Origin of the sequence: Microvirga pakistanensis, assembly GCF_004458765.1 — a bacterium.
Taxonomy (GTDB): Bacteria; Pseudomonadota; Alphaproteobacteria; order Rhizobiales; family Beijerinckiaceae; genus Microvirga; species Microvirga pakistanensis.
This window is the reverse complement of the sequence record NZ_SPJX01000387.1, coordinates 1-20,275: the sequence shown is the minus strand read 5'-3', so window position 1 is coordinate 20,275 and position 20,275 is coordinate 1. Positions and strand designations below refer to the sequence as shown.

At 60.6% G+C, this 20,275-nt stretch carries 18 protein-coding genes; 11 read left to right on the top strand and 7 right to left on the bottom strand.

Features of this window, described 5'->3' with window-relative positions; translation table 11 throughout:
• Positions 1-60: 60 nt before the first annotated feature.
• From E4K09_RS18775 to E4K09_RS18765, 3 genes are read right to left on the bottom strand one after another with little or no spacing between them, the layout of a single operon-like run.
• Positions 61-633, bottom strand: coding sequence for a biotin transporter BioY (locus E4K09_RS18775; protein ID WP_134499285.1), 573 nt, complete (start codon positions 631-633; stop codon positions 61-63).
• A gap of 18 nt (positions 634-651) precedes the next feature.
• Positions 652-2,013 carry an acetyl-CoA carboxylase biotin carboxylase subunit gene (locus E4K09_RS18770; RefSeq protein ID WP_134499284.1) on the bottom strand — a complete coding sequence of 454 codons (1,362 nt, stop codon included), beginning with the start codon at positions 2,011-2,013 and terminating at the stop codon, positions 652-654.
• A gap of 8 nt (positions 2,014-2,021) precedes the next feature.
• The gene (locus E4K09_RS18765) at positions 2,022-2,243 is read right to left on the bottom strand and encodes a biotin/lipoyl-binding carrier protein (RefSeq protein WP_134499283.1); all 222 of its coding nucleotides are present in this window, start codon (positions 2,241-2,243) and stop codon (positions 2,022-2,024) included.
• 87 nt (positions 2,244-2,330) lie between these two features.
• On the opposite strand from E4K09_RS18765, the gene E4K09_RS18760 reads away from it, so the two are divergent.
• From E4K09_RS18760 to E4K09_RS18715, 10 genes are all read left to right on the top strand, one after another.
• A complete protein-coding gene (locus tag E4K09_RS18760; protein WP_134499282.1) occupies positions 2,331-3,188 on the top strand; it encodes an HTD2 family dehydratase in 858 nt (285 codons plus the stop codon).
• 103 nt (positions 3,189-3,291) lie between these two features.
• The gene (locus E4K09_RS18755; protein WP_134499281.1) at positions 3,292-4,614 is read left to right on the top strand and encodes a sulfite oxidase; all 1,323 of its coding nucleotides are present in this window, start codon (positions 3,292-3,294) and stop codon (positions 4,612-4,614) included.
• 6 nt (positions 4,615-4,620) lie between these two features.
• Positions 4,621-4,998, top strand: a complete 378-nt coding sequence (locus E4K09_RS18750) for a hypothetical protein (protein ID WP_134499280.1) — start codon at positions 4,621-4,623, stop codon at positions 4,996-4,998.
• 164 nt (positions 4,999-5,162) lie between these two features.
• Positions 5,163-5,627 carry a PaaI family thioesterase gene (locus E4K09_RS30725; protein WP_134499279.1) on the top strand — a complete coding sequence of 155 codons (465 nt, stop codon included), beginning with the start codon at positions 5,163-5,165 and terminating at the stop codon, positions 5,625-5,627.
• Positions 5,628-5,759: 132 nt separating this feature from the next.
• Complete coding sequence (locus E4K09_RS29280) at positions 5,760-5,915, top strand: DDE-type integrase/transposase/recombinase (protein ID WP_166802400.1); 156 nt, start codon at positions 5,760-5,762, stop codon at positions 5,913-5,915.
• A 750-nt stretch (positions 5,916-6,665) separates the two neighbouring features.
• Positions 6,666-8,099, top strand: a complete 1,434-nt coding sequence (locus E4K09_RS18735) for a M20/M25/M40 family metallo-hydrolase (protein WP_134499277.1) — start codon at positions 6,666-6,668, stop codon at positions 8,097-8,099.
• A gap of 16 nt (positions 8,100-8,115) precedes the next feature.
• Positions 8,116-9,648: an ABC transporter substrate-binding protein gene (locus tag E4K09_RS18730; RefSeq protein ID WP_166802399.1), complete on the top strand. Its 1,533-nt coding sequence runs from the start codon at positions 8,116-8,118 to the stop codon at positions 9,646-9,648.
• A gap of 50 nt (positions 9,649-9,698) precedes the next feature.
• Positions 9,699-10,619 carry an ABC transporter permease gene (locus E4K09_RS18725; RefSeq protein WP_134499275.1) on the top strand — a complete coding sequence of 307 codons (921 nt, stop codon included), beginning with the start codon at positions 9,699-9,701 and terminating at the stop codon, positions 10,617-10,619.
• A complete protein-coding gene (locus E4K09_RS18720) occupies positions 10,612-11,499 on the top strand; it encodes an ABC transporter permease (RefSeq protein ID WP_134499274.1) in 888 nt (295 codons plus the stop codon). The genes E4K09_RS18725 and E4K09_RS18720 overlap by 8 nt, the downstream gene beginning before the upstream one ends.
• Before the next feature lie 67 nt (positions 11,500-11,566).
• Positions 11,567-13,420, top strand: a complete 1,854-nt coding sequence (locus tag E4K09_RS18715; protein WP_134499273.1) for an ABC transporter ATP-binding protein — start codon at positions 11,567-11,569, stop codon at positions 13,418-13,420.
• 65 nt (positions 13,421-13,485) lie between these two features.
• Here E4K09_RS18715 and E4K09_RS18710 read toward each other — a convergent pair whose 3' ends face one another.
• Both E4K09_RS18710 and E4K09_RS18705 read right to left on the bottom strand, forming a co-directional pair.
• The gene (locus E4K09_RS18710) at positions 13,486-14,403 is read right to left on the bottom strand and encodes a LysR family transcriptional regulator (protein WP_134499272.1); all 918 of its coding nucleotides are present in this window, start codon (positions 14,401-14,403) and stop codon (positions 13,486-13,488) included.
• A 414-nt stretch (positions 14,404-14,817) separates the two neighbouring features.
• The gene (locus E4K09_RS18705) at positions 14,818-15,051 is read right to left on the bottom strand and encodes a hypothetical protein (protein WP_134499271.1); all 234 of its coding nucleotides are present in this window, start codon (positions 15,049-15,051) and stop codon (positions 14,818-14,820) included.
• 353 nt (positions 15,052-15,404) lie between these two features.
• On the opposite strand from E4K09_RS18705, the gene E4K09_RS18700 reads away from it, so the two are divergent.
• Positions 15,405-16,508, top strand: a complete 1,104-nt coding sequence (locus E4K09_RS18700) for a competence protein CoiA family protein (RefSeq protein WP_244610585.1) — start codon at positions 15,405-15,407, stop codon at positions 16,506-16,508.
• A gap of 361 nt (positions 16,509-16,869) precedes the next feature.
• On the opposite strand, the gene E4K09_RS18695 is transcribed toward E4K09_RS18700, so the two are convergent.
• Together E4K09_RS18695 and trkA are read right to left on the bottom strand one after the other, a co-directional pair.
• Positions 16,870-18,288, bottom strand: coding sequence for a TrkH family potassium uptake protein (locus E4K09_RS18695; protein WP_204985757.1), 1,419 nt, complete (start codon positions 18,286-18,288; stop codon positions 16,870-16,872).
• Positions 18,289-18,374: 86 nt separating this feature from the next.
• The gene (gene trkA / locus E4K09_RS18690; protein WP_134499269.1) at positions 18,375-19,754 is read right to left on the bottom strand and encodes a Trk system potassium transporter TrkA; all 1,380 of its coding nucleotides are present in this window, start codon (positions 19,752-19,754) and stop codon (positions 18,375-18,377) included.
• Positions 19,755-20,275: the final 521 nt, after the last annotated feature.

Here is a 20,275-nt window from a genome sequence, read left to right as displayed (position 1 = left end):
ACCCGACAGGCTATAATGAGCAAAGACAGGAAGCGGGCTCCACAATCCCGCCCCGTTATATCATGTGATCTTCGAGATGCCTTTCCAAGCCATGGGAAGCAGCACCGCAGCGAGGGCAGCCTTGACTGCATCACCTACCAGGAAGGGCGCTACGCCGGCGAGAAAAGCCTTTTCGGCTCCCAGTAGAGCCGCCAGCCAGACGAAGCCGAAGAGCGTGATGACTGCCGAACCCAGGATCATCCCCAGAAGGGTGAGCGGGATGGAGCGGCTCCAATTCGTTTCCGCGAGCCAACCCGTCAGGGCCACGGCGGGCAGGAAACCGGCGAGGTAGCCTCCGGTTGGACCGACGAAGTGGGCCACGCCGCCGCCGCCGGTGAACACCGGCAAACCCATCGCTCCTTCAGCGAGGTAGAGCGCCACGGTGGCTGTGCCGAGTCTCGATCCGCATACGAAGCCGATGAGCAGGATGGCGAAGGTTTGCATCGTGACAGGCACAGGCCACATGGGAACTTTGATGTGAGCGCAGACCGCAATCAGCAGGCTTCCGGCCACGGCGAGAAGAGCGCCCCGCACAAGGCGGCGATTTCCGCCCGGAGCCCAGGCAGCGTCGATTAGAATGGGAGCCGATGACATGGTTTCCTCCTTTTGGAACTACGCGGCGATCAGTTGAGCGCGTCGGCTATCGATGAAGCTGGTATGAACGTCCCCCCTGGCGAATTGATCGTCCCCAAGGCAGGCGACTAGGAAGTCGCGATTGGTCCGCAGACCCTCTATTCGAAAGGCCGAAAGGGTGTCGATCAGACGCCGGCGAGCCTCTGTCCGGTCTGCGCCCCAGGCAATGACCTTCGCGAGCATCGGATCGTAGTAGGGGGTGACAGTATCGCCGCCCCGGTAGCCGCTGTCGATGCGCACGTACGGTACGTCCGACGGCCCAGCGAAGGCTTCCAGCGTGCCGGGGGACGGCATGAACATCTTGGCCGGATTCTCGGCATAAAGCCGAGCTTCAATAACGTGCCCTTGGCAAGTGACCTCACTTTGGTCGAGTCCCTTGAGGGATCCGCGGGCAAAGGTGAGCTGCATGGCGACGAGATCGCGCCCAGTGACCATCTCGGTCACCGGATGCTCGACCTGGATGCGCGTGTTCATCTCAAGGAAGTAAAACGCGAAGGTTTCCGCATCGACGATGAATTCGACCGTTCCCGCCCCACCATATCGCACCGCACGAACGAGGCGTAGCGCAGCCTCGGCCATCTCCTGACGCACTGCATCCGGCAAGCCCGGCGCCGGGCTTTCCTCGATCACCTTCTGGAATCGCCGTTGCAGTGAGCAATCACGCTCGAAGAGATGGACGGCGGTGCCGTCGCCGAAGCCAAATACCTGGATTTCCACATGGCGCGCCTTGGGAACGAAGCGCTCCAGAAACACCGATCCGTCGCCGAAGGCCTTGGCTGCCATGGACTGCGTTGCCGTCACCGTTTCGGCGAGCTTGTCCTCGCTATCAACGCGACGCATGCCAATGCCGCCACCGCCCGCGGCGGCCTTGACCAGTAGCGGGTAGCCAACGGCCTGCGCGGCCTCGCTGAGACCATCGAGAGCCTCTGGCTGAAACCTTTGGGATCCGGGCACAATCGGCACCCCTGCCTGGTCGGCGATCTCCCGCGCCCGCTGCTTGTCGCCCATGCTGCGAATAACTTCCGGTGCCGGGCCTATCCAGGTAAGGCCCGCAGCGATCACCTGCTCGGCGAAGGCGGCGTTCTCGGACAAAAATCCGTAGCCCGGGTGGATGGCGTCAGCGCCGGAGCGAGCCGCCGCATTGAGCACGGCGTCGACCTTGAGATAGCTTTCGCGCGCTGGCGCAGGGCCGATGAGATGTGCTTCATCCGCGGCTTCGACGTGAAGCGATCCAGCATCAGCCTCCGAGTAAATGGCAACTGTCGAGAGGCCGAGTTCCTTGCACGAGCGAAACACCCGCAACGCGATCTCGCCGCGGTTGGCAACAAGAACCTTCTGCATCATGGACCTCATACCTCGATCCGCGCAACGACGGACCCTTCCGCAACTGTGTCGCCTTCAGCCACGAGAATTTCTGAGAGGCGACCATCCTCCGAGGCCATGATCGGGATCTCCATCTTCATGGACTCCATGATGATGATGGGATCGTTCTCGCTCAGTTGATCCCCCACCTGCGCGACAATCTTCCAGATATTGCCGGTGATTTCGGTCTTCACGTCCACGAAGCTCATTTTGCGCTCCCTTCCTCGGCCATTGCGGTTGACTGCGAACTTAAACGGGTCCAATAGTAGTTGCAAGAGCTACTACGGAAAGAGTTGATGACCGAGACTGGAATTTTCAGGGAGTGGATCGGGCGCACCGAGACGACGACACAGGTGGCAGAGCGCTGGCCGATCCTTGGGCTTTGCGCTCTTCTGGACAAGCCCGAGGCCCCAAGTCCCGGCGAGCCCATTCCGCCTGCAGCCCACTGGACCTATTTTAGTCCTACCGTTCCACAGTCGCAGATCGGAGCCGACGGCCATCCGGAGCGCAAAGGGTTTTTGCCTCCTGTCGTCCAGCCGAGACGGATGTGGGCGGCAAGTGACATCACCTTCTCAGGAGAGATCCACATTGGTGACGTCGTGACCAAGACTGCACGGATCGTCGACATCTCCGAGAAGGAGGGGAAGACGGGAGCGCTGATCTTCGTCATGGTAGACAATCGCTACCAAGTGGATGATCGAGAGGTGCTGTCCGAGCTCCAGACCCTCGTCTATCGCGACCATCCGGGTCCCGGGGAGAGCCCTCCCCCCGCCAAGGCGGCACCCGCGAACCCGGCTTGGTCACATCGGATCGACCCCGACCCTGTCTTGCTGTTCCGATATTCGGCCGTGACCTTCAACGGCCATCGCATCCACTATGACGAGCCCTATACGACGCGCGAGGAAGGCTATCTCGGCATTATCGTGCAGGGGCAGCTAACGGCCACGCTGTTGCTAGATCAATTCCACACGCGTTTTCCCGGCTGCCCGATCCGCAGCTTCAACTTCCGGGCCGTCAAGCCGCTCTTTTCAGGACATCCCTTCTTTCTTGAGGGCGCAGAAAAGAGCGACGGCTCCTATGCGCTTTGGGCCCGTGATGAAGAGGGCGCATTATCCATGGCTGCCGAGCTCAGCTACGAAAGGCACCATCGGTAAATTCAGGAAACGGGGCGCCGTGCACACGTGAACGGCGTTCGCATGGAGTACATAACATCAGACCGGAGTGAGGGGCGTACAAGAAGCACCCTGGAGGAACGTGATGACACCTGACACCGAACCCACGCCCAAGCGCCAGCGCGCAGAGGACCCCATCGCTCCGGTCAGCCGACGTAGTTTCCTCAACAATGTCGGTCTTGCCGGACTCGGCGCCGCAGCCGGCGCGGTGCTGCCACTCGACTCCGGCCCATCTCCGGGATTGACGTCGACGGCACAGGCCCAGACTGCCACGCCTCCCACGGGCGCCCCCCAGCCACAGGGCCCACCCCCCTTCGACTACCCAGGCAAGGAGAAGGGGCTTGTCGTCTTAGGCGAGCGTCCCTTGGTGGCTGAGACGCCCGAGCACCTGCTCGACGACGAGACCACGCCGATCTCGAAGTTCTTCATCCGCAACAACGGCCAGATCCCGGAACCGGCGGCGAACCCGGATGCCTGGAAGCTGACGGTCGACGGCGAGGTCAACAACCGGTTTGAACTGACGCTGGCCGAGTTAAGGTCCCGCTTCCAACCCAGAACCTACCGCATGGTGCTCGAATGCGGCGGCAACGGCCGCTCCTTCTTCCAGCCGCAGGCCAGAGGCAATCAGTGGACCAACGGCGGCGCGGGCTGCGCCGAGTGGACCGGCATTCCGCTCGCTGAGGTGCTCCAGGCCGCAGGGCTGAAGGACACGGCAAAGTACACCGCCCATTACGGTGCCGACCCGCACCTGTCGGGTGACACGACCAAGGAGTCGCTCTCCCGCGGCATGCCCATCGCCAAGGCGGTGGAGCCGCACAGCCTGATCGTCTACGCCATGAACGGCGAACCCCTGCCCAACATCCATGGCGGACCGCTGCGCCTCGTCATCCCCGGCTGGCCGGGCTCGCTGTCGCACAAGTGGCTGACACGGATCACGATCCGCGACCGGGAGCATGACGGCCAGGGCATGACCGGCACCTCCTACCGCGTGCCGAACACGCCCATGGTGCCGGGCGGCAAGGCGGACGAGAAGGACTTCCGCATCCTCGAATCCATGCCCGTGCGCAGCATCATCACCGCTCCGGCGAACGGCACAAGGCTGCCGGCCGGAACGCGGAACGTGGCGGTGCGCGGCGCTGCCTGGGCCGGCGATCTCACGGTGAGCCGCGTCGACATCTCGATGGATGCCGGCCAGACCTGGACCCAGGCGACGCTCGCCCCGCCCCGCAACCGCTACGATTGGAACCGGTGGACGGCGACCTTGCAACTGCCGTCGGACGGCTATTATGAGATCTGGACGCGGGCCACGGACTCGAACGGCCGGATGCAGCCGCCTGTCGCCCATAACTGGAACCCGCAAGGGTATGGCGGCAACACCATGCACCGCGTGGCCGTCCTGGTGGGGTGAAGGTCATTGGTTGTCCGACGATTCCACTGGCTGCCGATGCTGGCCCTGGCGGCATCGGCCACTTTCGCCACCGCGCAGGCTCAGCAGAGACCTGCGGAGGCCTTCGCGCCCAAGGACGAGCGGATCGAGGACCTTCCGGAAGGGCCGGGCCGGGACGAGACCTTCGGCCTATGCTCCGCGTGCCACGGTTACAGACTGGTGTCGAACCAGGGTATGACGCGGGACAAGTGGGACGAGACGATGACCTGGATGACGGAGCGGCACGGCATGCCCGACATCCAGGGCGCCGACCGCGACCTGATCCTTGATTATCTGGCCACGCACCATCCCCCCAAGGCGCCGGCGCGCGCGGGCGGGTTCAGGAACCCATTCGCGCCGCAATAGCATTGGGTCAGGCTACGCGAAGACGGTCTCCCGCCGTTTGCGATGTGGCAAGATCAAAGTGCTTTCCAGAGCCACTACCTCAGCCTGCGCAGTGTTGTGAATGAGGCTGTTCAGTCCTGGATCGGCGCGTCGAACCTCCCCTGGCCCGATGGAGCAAACACCCAATGACGGAGCCTTCACCTCAATCTAGATCAGCGGCTGCAGTGGAATTCGATCCGGCGAGCAACGGCTGGGAGCCACATTCCGATACGGGATTCATCGGTCTAATCGGCCCTCTGTGGCAGAGATGGGATGGCGAACACTGGCTACTGGGACTCGTAACCCAGCCGAAGCATCACAACCGGCGCGGCGTCGTGCAGGGTGGCGTGTTGATGACTCTCGCCGATAGGGCGCTCGGAATGACGGCGTGGCACGAAAACGGGCGCCGGCCACAGGCGACTGTACAACTTGATGTTCACTTCGTGGAAACGGTCCGGATTGGGGAGTTCATAGAATCAAGATGCCAAGTCGTGCGACGTACACACTCAATCGTCTTCATGCAAGGCACCCTCACCGTCGGCTCCCGCACGGTCGCAACGGCAAACGGCATCTGGAAGACCCTCGGCGCGGCAAAAAGCACTCCAGACTGACAAGCGGCTCTTTCCGCTCCTCGCAAAATTGGCTGAGTGCCAAAGATGCAGCGAGACTGCCGTCGGTGGGACTTGAAATTCGGTCCGGATTGCGCTCAGCGCCAAGCGCCGAGTTACCATGACATCCACCGTATGGACGAGGTCGTGGTCATGATTTCTGGCGGGAAGCACGGGTTGCGGCAGGCGTTCGATCAGGACGGCTACTTGCTGGATGAGATCGTCCAAACACGCCGCGATCCTGAGGCAGCGAAGCACATATTGCGACGCCTGTTGCTAGAGCAGAGTTGACCGGGCATCAGATATTGCCCTCTGTCAAGAACCGCTCGCACATGAAGCGGAACGACCGAGCAGAGAACGCGCCTCTCCCGCTGTGCCGGACGGAACAAGTAATGCAGAGCCTCCGATAATCGGGGGGCTACAGAGGCTCGTCGGAGATTTCTATGCCTTGCGCAACCTCTCCATTCCACCTGCTTCCAGGCCTCAGGCTCTAGCTCTAGCTCTCGCAATCCAACCTCACAGTCTCGATATCCCGGCGAATGGAGAGTCGCGGCAGGCCTCGATGCCTGAGCCACCAAGAAAGCCAAGCGCGAATGGGAGAGGGACCGACTTCGATCATAACACGTCAGAGCATGAGGTCATGAAGAACAGCGCTCACAGGCCGGAGGCATGACTACACCCTTCCGACAGGCTCGAACGTCATCAACAGTCACATTTCCAAGCGGACGCCATCCACACTTGGCAGCGCCAGCCATGACTCAGGCATGTGATCATAGGCCTGCGCAATATTCCGCTCATTATTGCGCTTTTCGCATCAATTCACCTTATCACAAAACGTTTGACCCAACCGCCAGCTCTAGGTTCCACTGAGTTATTGATCGGGAGAATCTAGGGATTTGTCACGGTTTCATCCTGACAGCGTGGAAAATCGCAGCGCAGCATCGTATTCGCGGCCGATACAATGTTCCGGCTCGAGATTAAAACTGTGCTCTTCGCGATTGCTCTGATTGGCCCGAAATTAACAGGACAAATGGAGAGCTTATGTCAGAGTCTTTGCGTGTGTTGGGAGTCGAAACCGAGAACGGCACACAGGCTACCGAATATCTCGACTGGTCCGAGACAAGGGGCAAGTACCTCGACGAACTCATTGAGTTCCTGAGGATGCCGACCGTGTCAGCGCGCGGAGACATGGAGCCGATGAAGGCTGCCGCAGATTGGCTGGTCAGGCGTCTTCAGTCCCTGGGAGCGCAGACCCAAATTCTCGAAAGCTCTGGATTTCCGATCGTTTACGGCGAGATCAAGGGCGACAGCTCCCGCAGTATCCTGTTTTACAACCATTACGATGTCCAGCCGCCGGAGCCCTACGAGGCATGGAACAGCGATCCTTTTGAGCCAACAATTCGTGATGGCTATCTTTTCGCACGCGGCTCCGACGACAATAAGGGTTCTCTGATGTCGCGGATCCACGCGGTGGAGGCGATCCTCAAGGAGAGAGGCAGCCTGCCAGTCACGGTGAAGTTCCTATTCGAGGGAGAGGAAGAGTCCGGATCCGCTAGCCTTCCCGGAACTGTGCAGCGGTACAAGGATCTGCTCGCTGCCGATGCGTGTATCTGGGAGAATGCGAGGCGCGACGATGCCGGGAACCCGAGTGTCGCCCTCGGCAACAAAGGAATGTACTCGTTCGAGATGCGCGTTCGCACCGCCAACACGGACTCGCACTCCGGAAAGGCAAATATCTATCCGAACGCAATTTGGCGTCTGATATGGGCGCTCTCAAGCCTCCGCGGTTCCGACGGAACCATTCTGGTCGACGGCTTCTACGATGGCGTTCCTCCTCTCTCTCAAGCCGACGAGGAACTATGCCGTAGTACCCCTGCCAACGGAGAGGCACAGGCACGCAAGCTCGGCCTAACGGAACTTATGTCCGGTAACGACAACCTTTCAGTCAACCGCGCTCTCTATTACACGCCGTCGTTCAACATCCAGGGAATTAGCGGTGGTTACACGGGCCCCGGACACAAGACGGTCATTCCCTCGGAAGCATTCGCCCGGATCGAGTGCCGTCTCGTGGGCAATCAGGACCCGGAGGACATCGCCGGGAAGATCACTCGCCAGCTGGAGAAGAACGGCTACAGCGACGTGGAGATCATTAGTAAGAAGGCCGGGGCTTGGCCCTATCGCACGGCCGTCGACCATCCTTTCGTTCAGTTGGTGAGTCGCGCGGGTGCGGAAGTGTATGGACGCCCGATCGTGCTCATGCCGAGTTCCCCCGGGACGGGTCCCCGCTACGTATTCAAGTACGTACCGAACATGCCGATCGTCGCGCTCGGTGTTGGGCACGCGAACAGCCGGGCACACGCGCCCAATGAAAACATCGCCGTCGAGGACCAGTTCCTAACTACGAAGCATGTGGCCAGCATTCTGCGACACTTCGGCGACGCGGACAACTCGGGCGATGTTGAACGGAACAAATGAGAAGGAGGGCACGGACATGAAACGTAGATTGTTTGCAGGCATGATGCCTAAGGTCGCGGCGATAATGCTGGCATCTGCAGGACTGAGTGCGGCGCAGGCGAGAGACCTCGTCGTCGCGCAGGGGATCGACGTTCCCGGATTCGATATTCACAACCACAGCACGACTGCCGTCGAAGCGATCTTCGTGAATATCTTCGACTACCTGGTGATGCGCGACGGGAAAGGAGACCTCCAGCCAGCTCTTGCAACAAGCTGGGAGCAGGTCTCCGACACAGCGATGCGGTTCAAGCTGCGTGAGGGAGTTCTCTTCCATAACGGCAAGGAGCTGAAGGCTGAAGACGTGAAGTTCTCGATCGAGCGTCCTGCACTCGACAAAAACGTCATGCAGAACTCGTTCTACAATACGATCAAGGAAGTGGAGATCGTCAACGATCGGGAGGTGATCATTCATACCAAGGGTCCGGATCCCATTCTGCTGAACCGGCTAAGCCGCATCGGATCGGGAATCGTTCCAAAGCACTACGTGGACGAAGTCGGCTGGAATGGATTTGCGACCCGGCCAATCGGCAGCGGACCATTCAAGTTCGTGGAATGGAAGCGCGACGATCGGGTCGTCATGGAGGCTTTCGACAAGCACTGGCGTGGGAGGCCTGTGTGGGACAAGCTCATCCACCGGACAATCCCGGAGGATTCCACGAGGGTCGGCGAACTCTTGAGCGGCGGCGTTGATATTGCGACCAACATTCCCAGCCAGGACGTGGAGCGGGTAAACAGCTCAGGCAAAGCGGTCACAAAGCCTTGGCAAAGCTTCCGTGTCATGACCCTGTTCGCTAACATGAAGGAAGGATCTCCACTGGCGGATCCACGCGTGCGTGAGGCCGTCGATCTTGCCATTGACGAGAAGGCGCTCATCGATACAGCGATGAGCGGATTGGGGGTCCCGGTGCGGGGATCCGTCGCTCCTGGTCTGAGTGCCGTGCCAATGGATCTGCACAACACTTATCTCTACGACCCCGATCGAGCCGTGAAGCTGTTGACGGATGCGGGATACGGACCCGGGCAGTTGTCGATCAAGCTGCAGGGACCCAGCGGGCGATATGCGCTCGATGTGGAGATGATGGAAGTCATTGCCGTCATGCTTGAGGCCGTCGGCATCAAGGTCGAGATCGAAGCGCTCGAATGGAGCGCCTATCAGAGCCGGATCTGGGAGCCCAACAAGATCGAGGGGCTTGCCCTTATCGGCCATAGCAACTCGCTTCAGGACGGCTTTCATGCCGTTCAGCGCGCTCGCTGCGGCTATGAGTTCAGTAAGAAGACCGGCTGGTGCGACAAGCGGTTTGACGAGTTGGTAAACCAGTCTGCCGTCACGGTGGATCCGAAGAAGCGTGACGAGTACTTGTCGGAAGCGTTTCACCGTCTGACCGACTCACGCTCGATCCTCTTCCTGTTCCAGGTGCAGAACATCATCGGGATCAACCGGGCCGTGGCATGGGATCCGAGCCCAGATGAGCAGCTTTGGATGTTCGACGCCAAGCCGGCGAGCAATTGAACGAGCCTCCGGGCGCGCTCGGAACAGAACGAAGAGGATAGGCATCGGTCATGATCAACTACGTCATTTGGCGCATACTCCAGATGATCCCGATATTGCTGGGCGTTACCCTCATCGTCTTCGTGTTGCTGCGCGTGTCCGGAGATCCAGTTCTACTGATGCTTGGTGAGGATGCTCAACCCGAGCAGATCGAGGCGCTTCGGCTGGCGCTGGGACTGAATAAGCCATTGTATCAACAATACCTGATGTACATGGCAGATCTCCTCACCGGGGATTTCGGAAATTCACTCCGCTACAACGGTCAGCCTGCGCTGCAGGTGGTTTTGGAGCGGCTACCCGCAACGGCGAGTCTCGCAGCGACAGGGTTGCTGTTCGCCGTCGTCATTTCCCTTCCTGCTGGAATCGTCGCGGCTCTGAAACAGCACCGGATGGCGGATCACATCGCCTCGTCCTTTTCCATTCTTGGGCAGGCGATGCCGAACTTTTGGCTCGGGATCATGCTGATCCTGATCTTCGCCGTGACACTCGGTTGGTTCCCCGTGTCGGGGAGCGACAAGCCCCTATCGGTCGTCCTGCCGGGCCTGACTCTCGGCTCGGGACTCGCGGCGATGCTCACGCGGATGCTGCGGTCGTCCCTGCTCGAAGTCATGCAGCAGGACTACATCCGTACGGCACGCGCGAAAGGCTTGTCGCAGAGTACGATCATCGTTCGACATGCCCTCCGTAACGCCGCTCTGTCCTACCTTACCGTGATCGGTCTCGAAGCCTCGGCGCTCATGGCAGGTGCCGTCGTGACGGAGCAGGTCTTTGCATGGCCAGGGATCGGCCTGTTGGCCATTCAGGCGATCAACTCGCGTGACATGGCCGTGGTTCAAACCATTGTCATTCTCTCATCGGTCATTGTCATGAGCATGAATCTCATCGTTGATATCCTGTATTCCGTCGTCGATCCGAGAATCCAGCATGGCTGATACCGAAACGCTCCCGGGCTTGAGCCCGCCTCTCGTTGTACCGGCCCGCAGACTACATCTCAGTCCGCTGGCGGCATTCGGCCTGGCGATGCTGACGATATTCGTCCTTATGGCAGTCCTCGCTCCCCTTCTCGCGCCTTATGACCCGACGACTCCGAACCTGCGGGCCCGCCTCGTGCCGCCCATGTGGGTTGCCAAGGGCAGTGCAGATCATATTCTCGGCACCGATCACTTAGGCCGAGATATGTTGTCGCGCCTGATCTACGGCAGCCGCATAGCTCTCAGCGTCGGGTTCCTCGGCGTTGTCCTCGCGTCGTTCATCGGCGTGTCGGTCGGTCTGATTGCTGGGTTCTGGCGAGGGCCGGTCGATTCCATCCTGATGGGGGCGGTCAACATCCTGCTGGCGATCCCCAATACGCTCCTGTACCTCACGGTCCTGGCAGTCTTTGGGCAGAGTCTGCTGCTGATGATCATCGTTATCGGCTGCATCAATTGGACGACCTTCGCCCGCGTGGTGCGGGGAGAGGTTCTCAGCCTGAAGGAGCGGGAATTCATTGAAGCTAGCCGCTCGATCGGGCAGCACCCCGTGGTGACGCTCCTGCGGCACGTTTTGCCGAACGTGCTTGGCCCCATCATCGTAATCGCGACGCTGAACGTTGCGGCCCTTATCATTCTCGAAGCATCATTGTCCTTTCTCGGTTTCGGCGTGCAGCCCCCTACGGTGACCTGGGGCAGAATGCTGGCGGATGGCAGAAACTACATCGCCACGGCCTGGTGGCTGGCGGCCATACCGGGTCTTATGATTACTACCCTCACGCTGTCTCTGATCTTCATCGGCGATTGGCTGCGCGACAGGTTGGACCCGCGGAATGCATCGTAATCGCCAACTATCATCCGAAATCTTACGGCAGGACCACCAATCGGTGAGGGAAGGACCAGCGACTGAAATGAGCGCGAAAGCTGAGACGGCATCGCCGGTGCTGTTTGTGAAGAACCTCAGCACATCCTTCCGCATGCAAGACGGCCGGTTCCATAAGATCGTCAAGGATGTCTCGTTCGACGTCGGGCCACGGGAAACCGTTGCCCTCGTGGGAGAGTCCGGTTCAGGAAAGAGCGTCACGGCTCTCTCGATCATGCGGCTGCTCGCAGCGTCCAACAGCCGTGTGGAAGGGAGCATCCAACTCGGCGGGACGGAGCTTCTGGCGCTGCCGGAAGCGAAGATGCAGGCCGTTCGGGGCAATGAAATCGCCATGATCTTCCAGGAGCCAATGACAAGCCTGAACCCCGTGCTTCCCATTGGTAGTCAAATCGCGGAAGTGTTGACCCGCCATCGCGCCATGTCTCAGTCGGCAGCCCACGCGGAGACGATCAGGCTTCTCGAAAAGGTGCGAATCCCAGAAGCGAGGTCCCGCTTCGCGGAATATCCTCATCGGCTATCAGGCGGCATGCGGCAGCGCGTGATGATCGCCATGGCCCTGGCCTGCCGGCCAAAACTGCTCATCGCCGACGAGCCGACGACGGCCCTCGACGTCACAATCCAGGCGCAGACGCTCGCTCTGATAAAGGCGCTCCAGGATGAAGACGGCATGTCGGTACTCTTCATCACCCACGACATGGGGGTGGTGGCCGAAATCGCCGACCGCACCGTCGTGATGTTCAAGGGTGAGGCTGTAGAGGTCGGGCGGACGGAGGACATCTTCAATCAGCCCCGTCATCCCTATTCCCGTACTCTGCTGTCCTCGGTGCCGAAGCTCGGATCAATGACCGGGGTTCCGGAGCCGATGCGCCTTCCGGTTTTCGAGACCAGCCGCGAGAATGCCGAGACCGTGCCAAAGGCGCGGCGTTCGAAACCCGGCGCGGATCAACCCCTGTTGTCGGTTCGAAACCTGACGACGCGGTTCGATATCCGCTCCGGGCTGCTCCGCAGGGTCAGTGGGCGCGTACACGCCGTGGAGAACGTGTCCTTCGATATCATGCCGGGGGAAACGCTATCCCTCGTGGGGGAATCCGGCTGCGGCAAATCGACCACTGGGCGTTCCGTGACGCGTCTTGTCGAGCCGACGAGCGGCGAGATTCGCCTCGTTGGAACCGACATCATGGAGCTTAACGGCAGGGCGCTTCGCGCCATGCGGCGCAACGTTCAGATGATCTTCCAGGATCCCTTCGCCAGCCTTGATCCCCGCACCACGGTGGGGGCCGCGGTCGCGGAGCCAATCCTCACGCACGAACTGGAGACCGGCCCCCATGTGAAAGAGCGGGTCGCCGATCTTCTCAGGCGCGTCGGACTTGGTCCCGATGTAGCGGGGCGCTATCCACACGAGTTCTCAGGCGGCCAGAGGCAGCGGATCTGCATCGCAAGGGCCCTCGCCCTGGACCCCAAGCTCATCGTCGCCGATGAGGCCGTCTCCGCGCTGGACGTATCGATCAAGGCCCAAGTCATGAACCTGCTGCTCGATCTGCAGGAGACACTCGGTCTGGCTTATCTCTTCATCTCGCATGACATGGCAGTCGTCGAACGTGTGAGTCACCGCGTGGCGGTGATGTATCTCGGCGAGATCGTTGAAATCGGACCGCGATCGGCTGTTTTCGAGAATCCGCAGCATCCCTATACGAGGAAACTGATCGCCGCTGTTCCGATCCCGGATCCTGCGCGGCGCGGCGTGAAGCGCCCTCTCCTGAGCGACGAGATCCGCAGCCCGGTTCGTCCGACTGGTTATGAACCTGCCATCCGCGTGTACCGCGAGGTCTCGCCGGGGCACTTCGTCCAGCAATGGGGAGAGGAGTGGGGGAACGCGGCATAATCCCACCCGATGGGTTCGGGAGAAGGGCGCATGTCTGCACCATGCCTGGGACGGTCAACGAAAGTTCAGATGCGTCTCACCTTCCTGAAATGGCTTTCAATGGCATGCTTGAAGCTTCGCGCGGCAGGCGTCAGGGATCGCGACCGGAGATAGATCGTGGATAGCCGCGACGTGATCCGCGGCGGGTCGATGGGCCGGGCTGAAAAGAAATCGTCGGAGCGGCACTGAATGCTGGCGCCGCTCTGGATGGATATCCCCTCTCCACGCTCGACGAGTTCGTAGATCATTTGGGGCGTATTGACGGTGATCAGATGGTTCAGTCTGAACCCTTCTCGGGCGGCCGCTGCATCAAAGATCTGGCGGATGACCGATGTGGGCGGGAAAGAGATCATCGGCTCGTCTTGAAGGTCCGAAAGACTCACTCTGTCAAGTGCCGAGAAGGGATGATCCTTCCTGACGATTATGTGGTATGTCGTTTCACAAAGTTCCTCGACCACGAGATCGTCGTTGGATTGCATGAACGACGCCAAGGCGAAGTCCGCGACCCCTGAACGGATATGATTGACGACTTCGCCGCGCAGGGCTTCCCTGATGTCAATGACGACCTTCGGGTGCTGCCTGCGGTAATTCGAAATAATCTCGGCAATAAGTCCGTTGGCAAGAGAAAGGGGACAGGCCACAACCACGTGACCGCCGGTTTCATTCCGGAGCGAGGAAAGAGCCTCGGCGGCAACATCGAATTCGCACAGGATGCGATCAATGATCGGAAGGAAGCCAGCGCCGGCCGATGTCAACGTAACATTCCGGGTGTCCCTGTGGAACAGCTCAAAGCCGAGCTTCTCCTCCACGGAACGGATGACCCGCGAAAGACCGGGCTGCGACATCCTGAGTTCTGCGGATGCGGCGATGAAACTCGAGTATCTGGCAACTGTCTGCACGGCCCGCAATTGCTTGGAGCTGAGATCGGGAAGCGTTGTAGCCATCCTAAACCCCCGAGTGTGAGCGAGCCGGCGCGGAGACGGGCAGTTGTCGACAATTTGCACGTATCCTTCATCAAAAGCCTTCGCGCATCAATAGGTGAAGGGTCGCAGGAGGAAACAAATGTTGTTACATCGACGCATGAGCGTGGGGCGGAGTGGCCGACCTCTCAGCGCCTGCTCTGGGATGGCGTCGTCAATCCAACACGTTGAGACTGGTCATCGCTGTTGGCGCATCGGATCAGCGGCCGATGGTGTCACCAATTACCTCGTCCCAAACCAGAAACGCCTGTGCTCAATTCACGCAATGAGCGGCAGTACTGGTGTTTGCCGAGCGACGGATGAGGTTGTCTTCTGGACAGTAAACGTTGAGCCTATCGCGGCCTCAATCTGCCTCATTGGAAAGGCCATCCGACACCTTTAGTGGTGGTCGGCGTCGGACGGGTGGTCTGCGAGCCTCTTGATCTCGATCACCGCAGCCTTGATCAAGGCAGAGACGACGAGGAGTGTCACAACTGTGGTAAAGGATCCTTCCTGAACTCCCGGGTTCATCCCAACCAGCGGTATCAGCAGCAAAGAGGGAATGCCAATTGATGGCAGTGGGTGAGCATTCGTGCCGGAACGCGATAAATCGACCTTGATCGGGACCATCATGACAAAGTGGCTCCGATTGATCCTTTCAGTGAGCCCCACGAACACATCGGCCGGTGCTGTCCGTTGCTCGTGACCATAGAGATGCACCGGTGGCAGAAGGCGATAGTTGACGGAATGGCAAAACCGGCAGCGCGGCCTGGAGCGCCCTGTGATAGGCTCGTATAGTGGATGATGCTTCGCCCTGAACAGCTAAGGCCCTGCACTATATTGTAGAGATCGCTATGTCCGGTTGCCCATCGCGATCATGATCCGTGAGTTTGCCACGACACCCGATGAACCCAATACACTCATCAACAGCCGCTGAGATACTGCCTCTGACTGGGTTCGCCTGTCACCACGGGCAGGAGAGCCTCGTGCTCGGCGAACGGACGGACGGCACGATGGCTCACATCTCGGAGGTCACCTCCGGTCTTGGATGCAACTGCGTCTGCCCAGCATGCGGCACCCGTCTCGTCGCCCGCAAAGGCAATAAGCAAGACCATCACTTCGGGCACTATGGGGTCGGGGACGGCCGGCCCTGCCAGACCGGCCCGGAAACGGCTCTGCACAAATTTGCCAAGGAGGTGCTCGCCCGCCGTCTTGAACTCGTGCTCCCCTCCTTGGAAGCCGCCGAGGGTCCAGGCAAATGGGTCGGGTACCCGGGAGGAATCTGCCATTTCGATGCTGCCTACCTGGAGAGCAGGCTCGGCGAGATCGTCCCCGACGTGATTGTCCGCAAGGCCGAGCGTCACCTCCTGGTCGAGTTTCTCGTCACGCATGCGTGCGATGAGGCAAAGATCGCCCGGATCGGGGCCATGGATATGGCCGCCATCGAAATTGATTTGTCGGGCCTTCCTCGGAACATCTCCCGCCCAGACCTTGAGAACGCCATCCTCACCACGGCGCCGCGACAATGGCTGCACAACCCGAAGCTCCGCGAGGCTCAAGCTCAGCGGGAGAAACGACATCGGGAGCGGGATTTGGTCCTGCGCCGGGCAGTCGCTCCCTTGCGAAGAGCTTATATGGCAGCCTGTGCGGAGGTCTGCTCAATGCCGATCTCCTGTCTGGCCTACAACCGGATTGTCGGCCGTCATTTGGCTCATGCCGTTGGCATCGAGGTGCCGGGGATCGGCTGCTTCACCGTTTCGCCGCGCGACTGGCAGGCCCTTATTCTGGCAGACGCGGTGGACATCGCAGCCTCGGGAGGCAAAGGTCTCATCACGACTGCCGGTGCCCTGCGGAAGATCCGGGAGCGGGGCTGGCTGCGCCGCCGATTCAGCAGGTTGACGGATGGCGAAGCTGCCGCCATCCGGGCCGACGGAACGCCCTTTGATCACCCGGCCAATGCAGTGGCTGCGTGGGCAACCACTCTGTCACGGCTCGGCGTTCTTCTTCCGGCCGGAGCCGGAGATCGGTGGATCGTTTGGCAGCTGACGGCGGGCCAGATGCGTGGGCGTCAAACATCAAAGCGGCTCTGAATCCCGCCGCGAGCCGATCGGCTCTGGATCTGCTCCCCTTCTCGGAGCCGAGAGTGCGCCAGGAGCCTCACAGAGCTTCGCATCGTCTGGTGTGCACGGGGTGCGCACGGCTCATTCTGCAGGTTTCACGAATGGAAGCCTTCGGCGAACGGCGGAAGGCTTCTGTCCTCTCCAATCGTCCGCTTGGGCGAGGTTAGCTGCCCTTGGGCCTATGTCTCAGAAGTGTCAAGAGGAGACATAAGCGGATAGCTGCCCCGGGCGCGAAGGACCTCATCAGCCTTGGTCTAACAATGGTTTGGCAGGCAGGCTCTCCCGTGCCTTCACTGTGACAGCACTTGAAAGGGAGCAAGGATAATGAGCCCTACCCACGCCAGAACTGGGGAAAGAACAAGATCAGCACCGTGAACAATTCTAGCCTTCCCAGCAGCATGCCAAAGCAGAGGAGCCATTTGGAGGCGTCCGGGAGTGCGGCGAAGTTGCCTGCAGGACCAATGATCGGACCCAGGCCAGGTCCGACATTCGACAGCGCTGCCACGGCGGCACTGGCGCTGGTCAGGAAATCGAGATCGAACGCCATCATGGCGACCGTGAGCGTACTGTAGCAGACGAAGTACAGCGAGAAGAACACGACTACGGATCCAATCACGTCGTCGGGCAGCAGCCGGCCCGCATAGACCCGGGGAAACACGCCTCGTGGGTAGAGGAGACGCAGGAACTGGCTCTCGAGCATGCGGATCATCACCTGAAAGCGGAAGATCTTCATCCCGCCCGAGGTGGATCCGGTGCAGCCGCCCACGAACATGAGGCCAAAGAACAGCCCGATCATCAAGTTGCCCCACAGCGTGTAATCGGCCGTGGCATAGCCGGTGGTCGTCACCACTGACACCACGTTGAACGCGGCCAACCGCAGCGCATCGGCAGCACTGTGCCTGCCTGTGAGGGTCAACCATGCTGCGACAATGACAATGACAGCCGCGAGCAGGCCTACGAGGAACCAGACCTGGCTGTCGCGAAGGGCCTCGCGCTGTCCCTGAAACAGGCGCAGATAAAGTACGAACGGCAAGGCGCCGGAGAACATGAAGAGAGTCGCAATCCAATGTAAGGCGGCACTATCCCAGCGCGCCATCGAGCTGTCGGAAGTGGAGAACCCAGCCGTTGAAACCGTCGAAAGCGCATGGGCAAGTGCCTCGAATGGCGTCATCGCCACCAGCCAGTAGGCAAGCCCGCAAGCCACCGTGAGGGCTACATAGATCAGGACGATACCGGTCGCGATCTCCCGTACGCGTGGCATGACCTTCTCAGAGCGGTCGGAGGATTCCGTCCGAAACAGCTGCATGCCGCCGACGCCAAGGGCCGGCAGGATCGAGATGGCCACGCCGATGATGCCGATGCCGCCCAGCCATTGCAGCAGCGCCCGCCAGAGAAGAATGCCTTGGGGAGCATCGTCGAGGCCAACGATCACAGTTGCGCCAGTCGTCGTCAGACCCGAGACGGACTCGAAGAACGCGTTGGTGAAGCTGTCTCTGAGCTGGGAATAGTCGGAGATGTAGAGCGGAATGGCCCCAAACAGGGCAATGGTCGTCCATGCAACCGGCGTGAGAAGAAAGGCTTGGCGCAGGGTCAGCCCGCCGGACAGGCGGCAACGGGTTGCACGGGTCAGGGCTGCCGCGCAGGCAAAGGTGATGCCGCTTCCAATCAGAAAGGCTCTCCAGTCAGGATCACCCGTGAGAGCGTCGATGCCTGCGGGCAGGAGCATCGCTGCCGCGAGGGCGAGGAGCATACGCCCCGTCAGGTGGAAGACTGGACGGATGTGGGGCGGAGCCCAGGCGCCTGAATATGATCTCTCACGCATAAGACGGCCTAGTGCTACATTTCGTTCGATGGGCCGGCCAGCACAGCCTCGGCCTTGCGCAGGGCCTGGTAAGCCACCACGGCGATGATGCCGTCACCGGGACGCACCCGTGTCGAACTTGTCGGAATGATCACCTCACCATTGCGCACGATGGCTCCGACCAGCATGCCATCCGGCATCCCGGCCTCTCGCAATGTGCCCCTTACCAGCCGCGAGCCCTCCTGCGCGGTCGCCTGGATCACCTCACCGAAATCCTCTCGGAGCGTATAGAGAGCGGAGATCGAGCGGTGGCGCACATGGCGCAGGATCGTCGAAATGGTAATGGCGCTCGGGCTCACAACCGCATCAATGCCGAGTGCCGGCAGCACATGCTCGTAGGAGGTCTTGTTCACCAGGGTGATGGCGCGGGTGCAGCCCTCGCGCTTGGCCAGAACCGACGCGAAGATGTTCGTCTCGTCATCGTTGGTGACCGCAATGATCGTCTCAGCGCTTTGAACATTGGCCTCGATCAGCACCTCCTTGTCGAGAGCATCGCCCTGGATCACCACGGCGGCATCCCTGAGTTCTCGGGAAATGTACTCGGCCCGCTCCCGCGAATGCTCGACTATTTTGAGCGAGACGTACGGAGCATGCCGGGCGATCCTGCTCGCCAGGTTGAGGCCGACATTGCCGCCGCCCACGATGACGATGCGGCGAGCGATCTGCTCTTCATGGCCCAGAAAACTCATGACGCGGCCTATGCGGTCCGTCTGGGTGATGACGTAGACGTCGTCACCCTGCTGCACCTGATCCTCGGCCCTCGGCACGAAAGCATGACCGTTGCGAACGATGACGCCGACGACAATTCCAGAGCCGCCCGACGTGGAGAGCTCCTTCATTCGTCGCCCGACCAGGGAGCAGGCGCCCGTGTTGCAGTGGACCCCGAGGAGGTGAACCTGACCGTCGGCGAGTGCTACGGTATCGAAGGCACCAGGTGTCTTGAGCCGTCGGACGATACCATTGGCGACCTCGACCTCGGGCGAGATGATCACATCGATGGGCAGCTGGTCAGAAGCGTAGAGCCCCTGCCAGATCGGCTCCAGGTAGCCGTGATGCCGGACACGGGCGATGCGTCGCCGGACATTGAACAGGGAATAGGCCACCTGGCAGGCGACCATGTTAACCTCGTCTGAGCGAGTCACGGCGATCAGCATGTCCGCATCCCGCGCGCCCGCCCGCTCGAGAACCTCGGGGTGTGAGGCGTGACCGACCATCCCACGGACGTCGTAGCTCTCGTCTGCCCGTCGGGCCTGCTCCGCTGAGATGTCGACCACCGTCACATCAATGCCCTCGGTGGCAAGATGGCGGGCAATGGTCGAACCCACCTGCCCGGCACCGCAGACAATTACTCTCATGGCGCCCTCTTCACCCGAATAGACTTGGCGTCAGACTCATATAGAGCAGCTTTCCCCGTGGAATACTCAGGTACGGTGAAGACACACGTGCAAGGACCTTTCCTGTTGGCGTGCTGCCTCTCGCGCCTTGGCGTCTGGCTTTGCCGAAACCTTTAAGGCCCAGCATGCAACCGATGGTGGCGATAAGGGCAGCGATCGGACAAAAATCCGATGGTCCGCACTGGGTCCGACCAGGAAATCCCATAGCCTTCGGGAACGTCTGCTGTTCCCGGCTTGAGCTGACACTCGGCATTCTTCGGCTCAGCGGGATCACTGTCCTGGGGCGGTGCACTCCTGTTCCGCCGGTCGATCCTTGAGAATGGAAAACGCCGAGCCTCTTGGACAAGCTGTGCCGATGGTGACCTCACAACCCATTCGTCAAGCTCGATCGGCTCCTGTTGCAGCAACGCGACACAGCCGATGTTTCTGCTGGGCCGACCTGGAACTGACGCTCGGTTCATGTCGAGTAGCCACTCTTTTTC